The following is a 14,486-nucleotide window of genomic DNA, read 5'->3' as shown; positions in this document are numbered from 1 at the left end:
CCCGAAGAGCAACGAACCGACACGATCCAGTCCAATGAACAAGGTAGCCGAACTCAAACATTCGAAGCGTCGCGCGACGCTTTTGCTTTTGATCGCCACAGCCGTCTTCGTTACGACCGCGTTCATGCGCGCGAGCATGTGGGTCGATGGCATCAAGGCCGTCGCGGAAGCGGCGATGGTCGGCGCGCTGGCCGACTGGTTCGCCGTCGTCGCGCTGTTCCGGCGCGTGCCGATTCCAGGCGTGGCCGCGCACACGGCCATCATTCCGCAGAACAAGGACAAGATCGCCGACAATCTCGCGCTGTTCGTGCGCGAAAAGTTTCTGGACGAATCGTCGATCGTCGGTTTGATCCGCAAGCACGATCCCGCGCAGAGCGTCACGAACTGGCTAGGCGTCGACGCGAACACGCAGCGACTCGGCGACTATATGGTCAAGCTGACGGCCGGCATACTCGAACTGCTCGACGACGCCCGCATCCAGCGTTTCATCAAGGATGCGCTCGACGCAATGCTCGACAGAATCGATCTGTCGAAGGCAACGGGCGCGATTCTCGATACGTTGACGCGCGATAGCCGGCACCAGCAACTGCTCGACGATGGCATCGAGCATCTGATGGCGCTGCTCCGCGAGCCGGATGTCCGTGCGTTCATCGCCGAGCAGATCGTCGACTGGTTCAAGCGGGAGTATCCGACGCTGGAAAAGCTGATGCCGTCCGAGTGGCTCGGCGAGAGCGGCGCGAACGTCGTCGCGCAGGCGGTGAACAGCATGTTGCTGCGCGTGAGCGACGAGCCCGAACACAAATTGCGTCGCAAGTTCGATGAAGCGGCGGCCCGCATGATCGTCAGGCTGAAGTCCGATCCCGTCTTTCTGCAGAAGGGCGAGGAGATCAAAAGCTATGTGAAGGACAGCGAGAATCTTGCGCAATACGTCCGCGACTTGTGGAGCCAGCTGCGCGACTGGCTGCGCGTCGATCTCGAGCGCGGCGACTCCGTGCTGCGCACGAAAGTGTCCGAGATGGGGCAGTGGATCGGCCGCGAACTCGCGAACGACCAAACGTTGCGCCGCTCGCTGAATCAGCATATGGAAGAAGCGGCGCGCGCAATGGCGCCGGATTTCGCCGACTATCTGACGCGCCACATCAGCGACACCGTGAAGAATTGGGATTCGCGCGACATGTCGGAGCAGATCGAATTGAACATCGGCAAGGATCTGCAATACATCCGCATCAACGGGACGATCGTGGGCGGCTGCATCGGTCTCCTGCTCTACGCGAGCTCGCAGATTTTCGCGTTCGTGCGTCTGCACGCGTGGTAACGCGCGCGTGACATTACTGCGCGCCCGACGGCTTCTTCTGTTGCGCGCACTGCTGCGTGAAGACCATGCTGGCCTGGTCCGGCGTCATCGCCGCGCCGCTGTAGACCCGATCGATCACCGCATCGATGGCCTGACGATCCGACGCGTCCTTGTAATACTTCCGCGCCTGGTCCATCGCCTGCGCCCTGGTCTTTTTGTGTAGGCGCCAGGAGGCCACCTGACCGGCAATATCGCCGATCGCGAAACACTGATCGGCGACCGTCTGCGCGAACGCATGCATCGATGGTTGCACGAGGCCGACGGCGAGCGCCGCCGCGAGTACTGCTCGTTTCATTTGCGGGTCCTGTTATCCGATGGGCGATAGTATAAAGATCGGCGCATGCGCGATGCACTGTGGCGCACGCTCCGCTGATCCATATCGACTTCATCCGCATCCGCAGGTTGCCCATGCCGCTCAATCCCTCGTCGCCGCTCGCCAGGCTGATCAACGGTCCGATCCGTCCGGGCAGGATCGTCTGGATAGGTTTGCGCACGCGGCGAAAAGTCGCGATGACCGTCGTCGAAATGGCGCGGATCGACGCAGACACGGGTCTCGTCGGCGATCACTATGCGAGCCGCAGCGGCGAACGGCAGGTCACGCTGATCCAGGCCGAGAGTCTGCGCAGCATCGCGAGCCATCTGGCGCGCAGCGATGTTGCCGCGAGCGACCTGCGGCGCAACATCGTGACGGAAGGCATCAATCTGATGGCGCTGAAAGACCGGCAATTCCGGATCGGCGGCGCCGTGCTGCAAACGACGGGCGAGTGCCATCCGTGTTCGCGCATGGAAGAAGTGTTGGGTACTGGCGGCTACAACGCCGTGCGCGGATTTGGTGGCATTACGGCGCGTGTCGTGAAGGGCGGGGAGATACGGATCGGCGATGCGATCGAAGCGCTGCCCGTAGCGTTGCACGCGACGAGCTAGCGCCGCCGCGATTTGCGTCGTCACCGCGCGCGACAGCGGCGTGGACCATCGGACCGCCGCCAAGCCGCATCGCGCGAGCTTACTTACTTCTTCGCATCGTCGAAGAGGCTGCGGTATTGCCCATAGCCTTCCTCTTCGAGACGCGATACAGGAATGAAGCGCAGCGACGCCGAGTTGATGCAGTAGCGCAGCCCGCCTGCTTCGCGCGGACCGTCCGGAAAAACGTGGCCGAGGTGACTGTCGCCATGTTTCGAGCGCACTTCCGTGCGGATCATTCCGTGACTCGTGTCCCTCAATTCGACGACGTGTTCGTCTTCGAGCGGCCTCGTGAAGCTCGGCCAGCCGCAGCCGCTGTCGAATTTATCGAGCGACGTGAATAGCGGCTCGCCCGATACGACGTCGACGTACAAGCCCACGTCCTTGCTGTCCCAGAACTCGTTGTAAAAGGGGCGCTCCGTCCCACTCTCCTGCGTCACGCGACGCTGCTCAGGCGTGAGACGGTCCAATGCTTCCGGAGTTTTTGCGTACGTGGGCATGTGTGAATCTCTCCTTGATTTGCACGGCAGCGCTGCTTGCGTCTGCCGCTTTTGTCGGGCCTGAGAGGCTTGACGCGGCCAGCTGCCGGCACGTCCGGCGCCGGCCTCTCGCACCCTCTCGCACCCGTACATATGGGCACTTTCGATACGCTCAAGCATACGCAAATGTCAGCGTGCTTGCAGGAGCCGCGTCATTCGCCGCCGCAACGCTTGCCGTCGATGGAAGAGCGATACGACAATAGGCGCGCGTCGGCGCACAGTACGCGCATCGAGCAAACCCACTCATTCGACATGAAGAAAACCAGCCCCGCCACAAAGCCCGACGCGAAACCCACCATCGCGAAGTCGGCCGTCAAAAAAGCGCGTGCTGCCGCGAAGAAGGCCGTGCGCCCGAAGAAGCCACAGCCGCTCGATGCCGTGATCGGTGCCGATGGCCTCGCGCGTCCGCCGTGGGCCGCTGTCGATCCGCTGCTCAAGCACTACTACGACACCGAGTGGGGCATGCCCGTGCGCGACGAGCGCGGACTGTTCGAGCGGTTGAGCCTGGAAGCGTTCCAGTCCGGGCTTTCGTGGGCGACGATTCTGCGCAAGCGCGAGGCTTTCCGGGAGGCATTCGGCCACTTCGATCCCGACGTGGTGGCCGCGTTCGACGAGAACGACGTCGAACGATTGATGGCCGACGAGCGGATCGTCCGCAACCGCGCGAAAAGTCTGGCGACGATCACGAACGCCGCGGCGACTGTCCGCCTGCGCGAAGAGGGCGGACTCGTTGCGCTGATCTGGTCGTTCCAGCCGCACGCGACGCCGGCTCCGCGAACGATCGCTGAAATTCCCACGACATCGGACGAATCGGTCGCGTTGAGCAAGGCATTGCGTAGGCGCGGTTTCGTCTTCGTCGGACCGACGACGATGCATGCATTGATGGAAGCGACAGGCATCATCGACACGCATCTCGTCGACAGCCATCGGCGCGGCAGTTCGGGCATCTGGCCACGCGAGTGAGCGCCGCGTGCGCGACATCGCGATTCGGGATCACGCAAAAGGCCGACGCAATCAGCTGTTGCGTCGCGCGGCCATGAACGCCTCGACAAAACGAAGCGCCTGCTCGCATTGATCGAGCGTAAGCATGTGAATCGAATTGGGCAGCAGATCGAAGCCGAGTTCCGTCGCGACCCACCGGATCGCTTTCGCGCGCGCTTCGAATGCGTTGACGCCATCGCGCCGCACCTTGCCGGCGACGAGCGGTTCGAGCGCATCGTGCAAACGGCTTTTCGCGTCGCGCAGCGCGGCGTCGGCGAGCCGTCCGAGCGGCACGTGACGCGTGCTGCGCGCGTGAATGCCGATCCACGCCTGGCACGGCGCGCAGATCCACACGGGACCGTGATCGTCGCGATACGGATAGCTTTCGTCGCCTGCGCGCGCGAGCACGGCTTTCGCCCCGCAGTAATCGCATAGCGGTTGCGGCAGCGCCTTTACCGGTTTGCCTACGCGCATGGCAATGTCTCAGTCGGTTTCACTGGCTTCATACAAAGGTTCGCCCGATGGCGGAAGCACACGGGTCGGACAAAAGCACTAGCTTACCGAAACATATCGAACGAGGGCACGGCTCGTCGAACCGATCGCCCGTACGAGCAGCACGCCGTCACATGAGTTGATGAAGCACGCGCGCGGTGCCGGTCGCCGTGAGATCGCGAACTGAACCTGGCCCCTTGAGCCGATCGCGCTGCCGCGCGCCATAAAGCCGCAAGCCGCGCCCGATCCGAAGCACGAGAATCGCGGCGCGGCCTACGCACCCGACGTCACTTCCCGGCATTGAGCGGCGTCGCCGACGCGCGCGCATTGTCCGCCGTCATCTTCGCACCGCTGGGCTTATAGCCGTTCGAGTAGAGCAGGAACGCCATGATGTCGGCGTAATCCTGATCCTTCATCTTGCCGGGTTTGTCGGCGGGCATGTTGGTCGCCATATACGTGTACACGCCGCCGATGGTCAGATGCGCATTCGACGCGGGCGCAAACGCCGGACCTTGCAGCGCGGGCGCCGTCACGCCTTGCAACTGCGCGCCATGGCACTTTGCGCAAGCCGACGAATAGAGCATCTTGCCGTGCGTCGCCTGCGCCTGATCGAAGGACGGCGCGCCGCTTGCCGCGTCCGAGGCGATCTTGACGAAGCCGCCCGCGCCGTGCTCATTCGCTGCCGCGAGCAGCGCTGGCCGAACGACCGCACGCGATCCATGCGATGCGCGCGGACCATCACGATAGCGTGCCGCATCGTCGGAGGAGGTTTCGGCGATCGCATTCGCGGGCATCGTCCAGTCGCGTGTCAACGCGAGCAACTGGCCATTGTTCGACAGCGTGTCGAGCGCCGCGTCGATCCGTTCGCGCAAGGCAGCCGTGCGCGTCCCAAATGCGAACACGAGTTGCCAGTCCGCATACGGCGAGCGCGCGCCGGCGACCGTGAAGCGCTGCTGCGGATGCGCAAGCCGATAAGCGACGACAGCGGGATACCAGACGATCGCGCGCTGCGCATGTCCCTTCGAAACGGCATCGACGGTCAATGCAGACGTGTTTTCCAGATCGAGCGTGACACTCGGTTGCTGCACGGCGATCAACTGCGCGGGACTCGCGTACATCGCCGCGACCGTGTTCTTTGCGGCGCCTTGCGGATTCGCATCGGGCGCTTCGATGCTCACGTAGCCCGCGCGCAGATAGCCGCGCGAAAACTGCAGCTTGCTGCTCGAAGCATCCGCGACCGTCGAGCGCGGAAAGCCGGCGATCACGTCACAATCGCGTGCGAGCGTCCTGTCGAGTTCCTTCAGCGAGATGCCATCGTCGTCGCCATCGCCGATGCCGTGCTTGACGAGCGTCGCGGCGATGCCCGCCTGCGCGAACACGTCGCGCGCGACGGCTTGATCCAGTGCCGCGGACGGGCTGCCGGGAAACGTGCAAACTTTCACGCTTGCCATCGATGGCACCGATGCGAGCGCGAGGCAGGCAGCAAGCGCGCTCGCTGCCGGAATACGATTGAGAGAGTGGTTCATGTCGAAGCGTCCGGAAAGATCGGGAGGGGCGCGACGCGCTGCGTGCGCCGCGTCCCGGTTCTGCGAAATCACGAATGGCTGAGCGCGAACACGTAGAGCGTTCCGCCGCGCGGCACCTTGTCCGCGGCCTTGGCCATCGGGCCGCCCCAGATCGGGTTGGCGCCGCCGTAGCCCGCGAGCACCGCGACGTATTCCTTGCCGTCGATCTCGAACACCGACGGCTGCGCGATGATCCCGCTCGCGAGTTTCGGGCTTTGCCACAGCACCTTGCCGCTCGTGACGTCGAACGCGTACAGATGGCCGTCGAGCGATCCGCTGAATGCGAGGCCGCTAGCCGTAGTCGCGACACCGCCGTTCCACGGCAGCTTGCTCCAGTGGCTCCAGAGCTTCTTGCCGGTGTTCACGTCGATGGCCTGCAGTTCGCCGTATCCCTGGCTGCCCGGTTCCGGCTTGATCTCGAAGCCTTCGCCGAGATACGGCAAGCCTTCCATGTAGTTCACCGACTTGCCGGACAACGACATGCACGCGTGCAGCGTCGGCACGATGGCGATGTGCTTGTCCGCGTCGTATGAAACCGACCACCAGTTCTTGCCGCCGAGGAAGCTCGGACAGGTCTCGATGGTCGTGCCCGTCTTCGGATACTTCGACTCGTCCTGCACGGGCTTGCCATCGGCCGTATAGCCGGTGACGGAAGTCGCCTTCACGAACGGACGCGCGTAGATCAGCTTGCCGTTGCTTCGATCGATTGCGTGGAAATAGCCGTTGCGGTCCGCGTGAATGATCGCGTCATAGTCCTTGCCTTCATACTTGATGTTGGCGAGCACGGGCGTGTTGACGCCGTCGTAGTCCCACGTGTCGTGACGCGTGTACTGGTAGTGCCATTTGAGGTCGCCCGTCTTCGGATCGAGCGCGAGCAGCGAGTCCGAATAAAGGTTGTCGCCGGGACGAAGATCGGCGAGCCACGGTCCCGGATTGCCCACGCCCCAGTAGAGCGTTTTGCTATCCGAATCGTAGGTGCCCGTCAGCCATGCAGGGGCGCCGCCATGCTCCTGCATGCCGTCGGGCCACGTGTTGCCGCCTGACTCTTTTGCGCCGGGCACGGTGTAGCGCTTCCACAGCACGTTGCCGTTCGCGGGATCGAGCGCGGCGATGAATCCGCGCGCGCCGTACTCGCCGCCCGAGCTGCCGATCACAAGCGCGCCGTCCAGCGCAAGCGGCGCGAGCGAGAACGCGTAGCCCGTGCCCGGATCGAACATCTGCTTCTTCCACACGAGCGCGCCGCTCTGCGCATCGAGCGCCGCCACTTCACCGCTCAGCATCGCCACATAGACGTTCTTGCCGTACAGCGCCACGCCCCGGTTCACGACGTCGCAGCACGCGGTCTTGAACGACTCCGCGCCGAGCTTCGGCTCGTACTTCCACAGCGTTTTGCCGGTCACGGCATCGAAAGCATAGACGTTGTCCTTGGGCGTCGTCACGAACAGGTAGCGTCCATTGATGAGCGGCGTCGCTTCGAAGCCTTGCTGAAGATCGGCGGGAAACTTGTAGGCCCATGTCTGCTTGAGACCCTTCACGTTCGACGCGTCGATCTGCTTGAGCGGCGAATGCGCCTGGCCGTTATAGGTGCGGTAGTAGGTGAGCCAGCCCGGATCGCTTTGCGCCGACGCGAGCCGCTCGTACGTCACAGCGGGATAGTCGGCCGCGGCGGCAACGGGCCCCGGTCTCAGGCTGATGGTTGCCGCGACGGCAGCGGCCATCATCACCAGCCGCGCGGGCGAAGCCGAACTTGTCTTCATCGTTGTCTCCAGTTGAGTTATCGGTGCGACGCCTGTCGGCAGAAGGTTTTTGCTCTGCGTGTCGGCTGCATGGCCGTTAAGGCAAGTCGCATGCCATTGCCTTCTCATTACCTGGCGATCCTTTCGAATCGGTGCGGAGCCCCCGCGTTGCAGGCGTGCATGACGACAAGGCGCGCGGCGGGGCAACGCGTGTTGTGTTGCATCGTGGAGCAGTGGACAGATCGCGTGTTGCCAGACGTGACAGCGCGACGACGTTCAACGCGCCCGTCGAAACGCGACGAAACAGAACATGAGGTAATCCTCACGTCATGCGCGGGAAGATGAAAAGTCAGTCGAGCCAGCCGCGTTGTCGTGCGTGGTGGATGAACTGATAGACATCCGGTGCGAGGCCGGACGCGTTGAAGAGCGCTTCGAGCTCGTCGATGATTTCATCGAGTTCGCGCGTGCCGTCGCAGCGCGAGAGAATTGCGCCCGCACTCGGATTGAGCTTCACCATCCCTTGTGGATAGCGCAGCACATAGACATGCTCGCCGGGCTCCCAATGCAGCCGGAACAGCGGGTTGAGGCGCGGGCGCGCGTTCGGAACGGCATCGGCGGGCATCGGCATCATGGCGTGTCGGCCTTTTTGTTTGCGTCGATGATGCGCCGTCGCGCGCCGCGTGCAACGCGCGACGGCATTTCAGCATGACCTCAGCGAACGGCGATGTACATCGTCACTTCGAAGCCGAAACGCAGATCCGTGTAGGCGGGTGTGCTCCACTGCATGGCTGTCTCCTGGATGGTTTGACGAACGACCGCAGCTCGATGGCGGTCGGGGCCGAGAAACGCAAGCTCCATGCCGGAAGCTTCCACGATGCGCATCGAACAGCGCTCGCATAGGTGTCGGAATAAATCGCTTGTGGCCCGCGTTTAGGTGACACGCGTGCCGGCGCGCAATTGGCCTGCATCAACACGCTTGTTTGCGTGTACGGGCCGGTCATTGTTCTATGGAGAATCAGTCGATTGCCCCAGTCGCTTGATGAAAGGTGCAGCCATGAGATTCGTTCAACAGGTGATGATTCTCGCCAGCACGATTGCGCTTGGCATTTTCCCGGCTCGCAGTGACGCCCAGCAACACGTCAGCGCGACATTGCTCTCGGATGCAATTCAGCTCGACACCAGCCAGGTCAAAGCTGGACCCGTGACATTCGACGTCCACAATGCCGCGGACAACAAGATGGTGCACGAACTCGTCGTGTTGAAGACATCGCTCGCCGATAACGCGCTTCCGGTTCACAAAGGACAAGTCCCGGAGCAGAAGTTCACGAAGATGGGCGAAGTCGAGGACGTGGCGCCAGGCAAGAGTCGACGCCTCACGATCAAGCTCGCGCCGGGCCACTACGTGCTCGTCTGTAACAAGCCCGGTCACTATTCGATGGGCATGCATGCGTCGCTCGCTGCAACGCCGTGAAGGAACTCGCGGCGCGACGGTGAACAGGCTGTTTAGATTTGGAGCACACGTGTTGCAAAAAGCAACAGCGGGTGCAACAGCGCGCAGCACGTTGCAAATAGACAGAGGAATGCGGATTAGCGAACGCGGCGTGCTACGTGTCGTCGCCTGTTGAGTCCACTTGCGCGCCGCTTCCGTTGCCCAACGTCGGCATCTTGCGATAGACCGTGTTGCGCGAAATGCCGAGCGCGCGCGCAGCCGCCGACACGTTGCCGTTGTGTCGCGCGACAGCCGCCGCGATCGCGCATGCCTGCACGTCCTGGAGCCGTGCGCCCGGCAACGGCAACGCATCGCCTGCGGGCTGTGGCGCGGGGGCGGGCTTGGCGCGCAGATCGTCGAAGAAATCTTCGGGCAGATGCTCGCGCCTGATCTGGCCGTCGTCGTCCACCATCGCGGCGGCCGTCCGCAGCAGATTGCCGAGTTGCCGGAAATTGCCCGGCCACGCGCATTGCTCGAAGAGCGTCATCACGTCGTCGGCGACGCTGAGCCGCGAGCCTGTGATTTCGTCGGGCGGCGTCAGTTGCAGCATCTTTTCGATTACGACGGCGAGATCCGTGCGCTCGCGCAACGGCGGCAGCTTGACGACGAGGCCGTTCAACCGGTAGTACAGGTCCTCGCGAAAACGGTTCTGCACGATCATCTCGCGCAGATTGCGGTGCGTCGCGCAGATGATCGCAATATCGACGGGAACGGATTTGCTCGAGCCGAGCGGATCGACGACGCGCTCTTGCAGCACCCGCAGCAGCCGCACCTGCAACGGATACGGCATGTCGCCGATTTCATCGAGAAAGAGCGTGCCGCCATTCGCCTGCAACAGCCTGCCGACGGCGCCCTTGCGCCGCGCGCCCGTAAAGGCTCCTTCCTCATAGCCGAACAGTTCCGACTCGATCAGATTCTCCGGTATCGACGCGCAATTCACGGCGACGAACGGCCCCGCTCGGCGCGGCGAATCGTTGTGGATGGCCTGCGCGAGCAGTTCCTTGCCGGTGCCCGTTTCACCCGTGATCAGAATGGGAATGTCCTTGCCGATCACCTTGCGCACCTTCGCGATCACGGCGGAAATCTGCGGATCGCCCGTGTCGAGGCAGTCGAGACGCGATGGCGCGTTGGCGGCTGACACGCTTCTCGCCTGCTGCGCGCGCGACGCGGCGGGCGGTGGCGCGGTGACGGCATCTGCGGACCACGCGTTCTGGTCGTGCGTCGCGCGGCGAAACTCGACGCTCGCGCAAACGACGGTGCCGTTGTTCAGATCGAGCGATATGTGATGACCCCGGCTCGCGCGCAGACGGTCGATCAGTTGCGGCGTCGTCAGGCCGAACAGCGACGACAGCGTATGCGCGCGCATCGCCGCGAGCGGCAAGCCGACCTGAAACTGCGCGCTGCGATTCGCGGACAGAAAGCGTCCGTCGCACGTGAAGGCCATGATGCCTTCCATAAGCGTGCCGAGAAATTCCGGCCGCCCATGAAACGCGATTTGCAGTGTGTTGCGAAAGGTACTGGTAAACAGGTGGTTTTCGATCATCTGCACCGACATCTTCGCGAGCGCCATCGTGTGTTGATGGTAGCTGCGATGATCGCCCGTCACGTCGAGCACGCCGGCGACATCGCCATACGGATCGAGAATCGGCACGCTGGAGCAGGTCAGAAATCGGTTTGCCGCGAGATAGTGCTGGTCGCCGTGCACGACGGTCGCGCAGCGCTCGGCGATCGCCGTGCCGATTGCATTCGTGCCTTGCCGTTCCTCCGCCCAGTTCGCGCCTGCCGTGAGCGCGACCTTTTCGGCGCGCCGCAGAAAGTCGTCGTCGCCGATCGAATGAAGGATCAGCCCTTGCGCATCCGTCAGCACGATCATGCTTTGCGTGTTCGCGATCTGCTCGCGCAGCGTTTCCATCACAGGCGTCGCATGCGCGCACAGCGCACGGTTCTGCTCCAGCTTCATCCGCAATTCGCTTTGCGTCAGCACGTCGTAGTCCGGACGCATCGTCGCGTTGAGCCCGAACGTTTCGGACCGCTCGTGCGCTTTCTGGATCGACGGCGTGAGCCAGCCGCAGTCGCGGCTGACAAATGATCCGGCGATCGGGTGGGCTTCTTCGCGCATTGTCTCCTCCGTCCCATTCAAGATGGTGGCTGGGGTCGTGCCGGTCGTGTGCCGGCATCGCCGGATTAAAAGCAAGACCTGCGCCAAATATCCGATACTCTCTTCAGCAGCGGATGAAGCCGTCAGCCGAACGAAAGGGTAACGTCGTGGCCGATGCGGTCGTCGTGGGGGCAAACTCGCCTCGGTCTTTGCGGGAGGCGAACGGGCGCGACGCAGTGGTCAGCTCGCGGGAGGCTGTGCGCCGGTGGGCCTTCATGATGGCCTGGCTATGGTTGTAGCTATCGCGACGTTACGGTTGCGCGACGGCGGCGAAAATTGGTAATTACGCGGACTGCGGCGATATGCGCGCATAACACGCACAACTCGCTATGCCTGTTCGCCATGAAGAAAACGGATGACTCGACATGACCCGGACTCGCGCGGCATCGCGCATCAGATCGCACGACACGACGCATCGCACACTGACTCGCGACGGCCATACGATCGCCTACACCGTGCATGGCGACCCTGCCGGCGTGCCCGTCGTCGTGTTGCATGGCGGGCCGGGAAGCGGCAGTCAGCCTGGCGCACTGCGTCTGTTCGATCTTGCGCGCATGTGTGTCGTGATGGTGGATCAGCGAGGCACCGGCGCATCGACGCCGCGTGGCCGTCTACGTCACAACGACACACATCGGTTGATCGGCGATCTCGAAGCGATACGCGGCGAACTGGGCATCGTGCGATGGGGCGTCGTCGGCGGATCGTGGGGCGCTGCGCTTGCGCTGGCTTATGCGGGAACGCATCCGGCATGCGTCAATGCCGTCGTGTTGCGCGGACTCTTCCTGACGTCGAAGCGCGAAGTGCGCCGACTGTTCGTCACGCCGCGTGCGCGTGCGCCGCGAGCCTGGCGCGCGTTGATGCACGCGGCGCGATGCGAGCGCGCGTCGTCGTTGCCGGCTGCGTGTGCGCGGATGCCCGCGATGCGGCGCGTGCAGGCCGATGCCGTTGCGTCGGCGTGGCGCGCGTATGAAAACGCGATCCTCATGCAGGCGTCGTCGCAAGCTTCAGCGTCGCGCAAGACCAGAGCGCACGGCCGCGACGATGCGATAACGGCTAAGTACCGCATCCAGGCCCACTATCTGATGCACGACTGCTGGCTTGGCGAGCGGCGTCTGATTGCGTTGGCAAAGCGGGCCGTTGCTGCGGGTGTTGCGATCCGCGCAGTGCATGGTCTGCGTGACCCTGTATGCCCGCCGGAGAATTTGCATCGACTGATGCGAGCGATTCCTGCCGTGCATGGACGCTTCGTCGATGCGGGTCATCTCGCATCCGATCCGCGTCTCGCACGCACGCTGATCGCAACGATTCGCGAAGCGTTTCCAAGCCGATAAACCCGCCACGCCTTAGCTATCGTGTTCTGCGAAGATGCCGCTGAAGAGATCGGGCATCGGAACTTCGGTGCGCTCGCGCGGCGGCAACGTGCCGTCGCGAACCTGTGCGAGTACGGCGGGCGGCAGCCAGGCCTCTTCCATCGCGCTGATGCCGCTTTCGATCATCTGTTGCAGGAAGAACGATTGCCTGCGCCCCGTGACTTCGGCCAATAGCCGCAACCTTCGTTCGATCGCCGGGTCCACCCGTACCGCAACCACCTTCAACTTGTTTTCGGCGGTCCTCTTCACCGTATGCTCCTGTTCACTGACTTCGCGCCGGAAACGGGCGAGCGGAGCTTCTACCACGACGGTTCGTCGGATGGCAATGCCTTCCGGAGTTTCCTTGTCGAAAATCGTGGCGCGGCTGTCATCGAGCTCGACGAATGAAGGATGGCCCGATCGACTTCGAGACGATTCAGGCGCGTTCAAGCACCTTCAATCATCGTCATCGTCGTGATGATGATGCCAGCCGCGATGACGGCCGTGATCGTGCCGCCAGCGTTCGTCGCGATAGTCGTATCCATAGCCGTAGTAGACGGGCGCAGGCGCATAGACGGCGGGCGGCGGCGCTTCGTAGACGACAGGCGGCTGCTCGACATAAACGGGAGCAGGGATGCCGAACGTCACGCCGACATCCACATGGGCGAATGCGGCCGTAGACGTACAGGCGGCGACGAGGCCTGCGGTGCAAATGAGAGTTAGGCGTTTCAACGTGTTGCTCCGTTGCGGGCGTTCGCGCAATGAATGCCATGACGGCGAGTGATGGCATTCTATAAATGCAGCCGTTCTCATGTTGCATCGCGCATGTTGCGTCTGTAACGGGCAGTAACGGGCGGCTGCCTCCGCTTGCGCGTGTGATAGACGCGCCACTAGCAGAAGCGCTGCGTCAGCTCGTAGATCAACAGGAAAACGCAGCCGGTATCGCTTTTGAAGCCCGTATCGACGGTGCCCGATTCGGCGATGCCGACCCAGCCCGGCAACAGACGCTGCCCGTTCTGCGTCGCTTCGCCTTCGAGCATGTAGATGAACTCCGGGCCTGTATGCAGATGCGTGGGAAAGACTGTGCCCGGCTCGAACCGCACGAGCTGCATCGCGCGGCCGTCGGCCTTGCCGAGATTCTTGATCTGCACGCCGCTCGCGCAAACCGATTGTGTCCACGGCAGCGCTTGCGCATCGACGGAAGAAAAGTGCGGTGGCGCGTGTTGGCCGTTCATTTCGTCTCCTTTTTTGTATGGCATCAAGGCGTCGGCGCGCAATCACTTCTGCGCAATTTGCCTCAGTGTGCGTAGTCGAAGTGTAGACGCGGCTCAGAATGCAATCGACGGCGAGCCCTGTCGCGATGGAAATCGCCGACATACAGCGATTCCGATTTGTCACGTTTGGCGCAACTGTGAGTTGGTCGATTAAGTGTTTATCCCAGGTGCCGGCACTCCTAGACTGTTTTCAACGCAACGAACAAATCGTTCGAAGCATTCAAAATCAATCTGGAGGTAATGATCATGAAATCGCTCATCAAGGCTGTTGCACTTGCTGCCGTCCTCGCTGTTCCGGTTGCATCGTTCGCGCAATCCAGTCAGCCGGTTAGCCGTGCACAGGTTCGCGCCGAACTGGTGCAACTCGAAAAGGCCGGTTATGTGCCTTTTAACAGCAGCGACACGCAATACCCCGCCAATATCCAGTCGGCCGAAGCAAAGGCTCAGGCGGCCAATGGCGCCGAAACCAGCGGCGTCGGCGGCACGGCGGATGGCACGTCGCAGGCGGGACAACGCGCATCGTTCGCTGCAAGCTCGTACTCGGTTCCCGTCTTCCAGCATCACTGATCGACGGCGCTGGCTCGATGCA

General features: G+C 62.8%; 17 protein-coding genes. 6 read left to right on the top strand and 11 right to left on the bottom strand.

The window, feature by feature from the left end; all coding sequences use genetic code 11:
* Window positions 1-34: 34 nt before the first annotated feature.
* Window positions 35-1,315, top strand: coding sequence for a DUF445 domain-containing protein (locus tag AABE10_RS26905; protein WP_342936239.1), 1,281 nt, complete (start codon window positions 35-37; stop codon window positions 1,313-1,315).
* A 13-nt stretch (window positions 1,316-1,328) separates the two neighbouring features.
* On the opposite strand, the gene AABE10_RS26900 is transcribed toward AABE10_RS26905, so the two are convergent.
* Entirely contained in the window at window positions 1,329-1,649 is a 321-nt protein-coding gene (locus tag AABE10_RS26900) for a hypothetical protein (RefSeq protein WP_342936238.1), read from the bottom strand.
* Window positions 1,650-1,762: 113 nt separating this feature from the next.
* Between AABE10_RS26900 and AABE10_RS26895 the strand changes: the two genes are divergently transcribed.
* Window positions 1,763-2,278, top strand: a complete 516-nt coding sequence (locus AABE10_RS26895; RefSeq protein ID WP_342936237.1) for an MOSC domain-containing protein — start codon at window positions 1,763-1,765, stop codon at window positions 2,276-2,278.
* Between the two features lie 83 nt (window positions 2,279-2,361).
* Here AABE10_RS26895 and msrB read toward each other — a convergent pair whose 3' ends face one another.
* On the bottom strand, window positions 2,362-2,814 hold the full coding sequence (gene msrB / locus AABE10_RS26890) for a peptide-methionine (R)-S-oxide reductase MsrB (RefSeq protein ID WP_342936236.1): 453 nt from the start codon (window positions 2,812-2,814) through the stop codon (window positions 2,362-2,364).
* Between the two features lie 291 nt (window positions 2,815-3,105).
* On the opposite strand from msrB, the gene AABE10_RS26885 reads away from it, so the two are divergent.
* Window positions 3,106-3,816 (top strand): DNA-3-methyladenine glycosylase I, encoded by a 711-nt coding sequence (locus tag AABE10_RS26885; protein ID WP_342936235.1) that lies wholly within the window; start codon window positions 3,106-3,108, stop codon window positions 3,814-3,816.
* Between the two features lie 51 nt (window positions 3,817-3,867).
* Here AABE10_RS26885 and AABE10_RS26880 read toward each other — a convergent pair whose 3' ends face one another.
* The 5 genes from AABE10_RS26880 to pqqA form a co-directional block, all read right to left on the bottom strand.
* A complete protein-coding gene (locus AABE10_RS26880) occupies window positions 3,868-4,308 on the bottom strand; it encodes a zinc-finger-containing protein (protein ID WP_342936234.1) in 441 nt (146 codons plus the stop codon).
* A gap of 305 nt (window positions 4,309-4,613) precedes the next feature.
* Window positions 4,614-5,852: a c-type cytochrome gene (locus tag AABE10_RS26875; protein ID WP_342936233.1), complete on the bottom strand. Its 1,239-nt coding sequence runs from the start codon at window positions 5,850-5,852 to the stop codon at window positions 4,614-4,616.
* A gap of 68 nt (window positions 5,853-5,920) precedes the next feature.
* Complete coding sequence (locus AABE10_RS26870) at window positions 5,921-7,648, bottom strand: methanol/ethanol family PQQ-dependent dehydrogenase (protein ID WP_342936232.1); 1,728 nt, start codon at window positions 7,646-7,648, stop codon at window positions 5,921-5,923.
* Between the two features lie 328 nt (window positions 7,649-7,976).
* The gene (gene pqqD / locus AABE10_RS26865) at window positions 7,977-8,258 is read right to left on the bottom strand and encodes a pyrroloquinoline quinone biosynthesis peptide chaperone PqqD (protein ID WP_342936231.1); all 282 of its coding nucleotides are present in this window, start codon (window positions 8,256-8,258) and stop codon (window positions 7,977-7,979) included.
* 80 nt (window positions 8,259-8,338) lie between these two features.
* Complete coding sequence (gene pqqA, locus AABE10_RS26860) at window positions 8,339-8,413, bottom strand: pyrroloquinoline quinone precursor peptide PqqA (protein WP_143810907.1); 75 nt, start codon at window positions 8,411-8,413, stop codon at window positions 8,339-8,341.
* 268 nt (window positions 8,414-8,681) lie between these two features.
* Here pqqA and AABE10_RS26855 point away from each other — a divergent pair, with 268 nt between their 5' ends.
* Window positions 8,682-9,098, top strand: a complete 417-nt coding sequence (locus tag AABE10_RS26855; RefSeq protein ID WP_342936230.1) for a plastocyanin/azurin family copper-binding protein — start codon at window positions 8,682-8,684, stop codon at window positions 9,096-9,098.
* 133 nt (window positions 9,099-9,231) lie between these two features.
* On the opposite strand, the gene AABE10_RS26850 is transcribed toward AABE10_RS26855, so the two are convergent.
* On the bottom strand, window positions 9,232-11,235 hold the full coding sequence (locus AABE10_RS26850) for a sigma-54-dependent Fis family transcriptional regulator (protein WP_342936229.1): 2,004 nt from the start codon (window positions 11,233-11,235) through the stop codon (window positions 9,232-9,234).
* Window positions 11,236-11,639: 404 nt separating this feature from the next.
* Here AABE10_RS26850 and AABE10_RS26845 point away from each other — a divergent pair, with 404 nt between their 5' ends.
* Window positions 11,640-12,605 (top strand): alpha/beta fold hydrolase, encoded by a 966-nt coding sequence (locus AABE10_RS26845; protein ID WP_342936228.1) that lies wholly within the window; start codon window positions 11,640-11,642, stop codon window positions 12,603-12,605.
* A gap of 12 nt (window positions 12,606-12,617) precedes the next feature.
* Here the strand turns inward: AABE10_RS26845 and AABE10_RS26840 are convergent, their stop codons facing one another.
* The 3 genes from AABE10_RS26840 to AABE10_RS26830 form a co-directional block, all read right to left on the bottom strand.
* Window positions 12,618-12,893 (bottom strand): hypothetical protein, encoded by a 276-nt coding sequence (locus AABE10_RS26840; protein WP_342936282.1) that lies wholly within the window; start codon window positions 12,891-12,893, stop codon window positions 12,618-12,620.
* A 186-nt stretch (window positions 12,894-13,079) separates the two neighbouring features.
* The gene (locus AABE10_RS26835) at window positions 13,080-13,355 is read right to left on the bottom strand and encodes a hypothetical protein (RefSeq protein ID WP_342936227.1); all 276 of its coding nucleotides are present in this window, start codon (window positions 13,353-13,355) and stop codon (window positions 13,080-13,082) included.
* Window positions 13,356-13,513: 158 nt separating this feature from the next.
* Complete coding sequence (locus tag AABE10_RS26830; protein WP_342936226.1) at window positions 13,514-13,858, bottom strand: cupin domain-containing protein; 345 nt, start codon at window positions 13,856-13,858, stop codon at window positions 13,514-13,516.
* A gap of 285 nt (window positions 13,859-14,143) precedes the next feature.
* On the opposite strand from AABE10_RS26830, the gene AABE10_RS26825 reads away from it, so the two are divergent.
* Complete coding sequence (locus AABE10_RS26825) at window positions 14,144-14,464, top strand: DUF4148 domain-containing protein (RefSeq protein ID WP_342936225.1); 321 nt, start codon at window positions 14,144-14,146, stop codon at window positions 14,462-14,464.
* Window positions 14,465-14,486 lie beyond the last annotated feature (22 nt).

Source organism: Paraburkholderia diazotrophica, from assembly GCF_038900755.1.
GTDB lineage: Bacteria > Pseudomonadota > Gammaproteobacteria > Burkholderiales > Burkholderiaceae > Paraburkholderia > Paraburkholderia diazotrophica_A.
The sequence above is the reverse complement of the archived record's forward strand: the minus strand, read 5'-3'. Positions and strand labels throughout refer to the sequence as shown.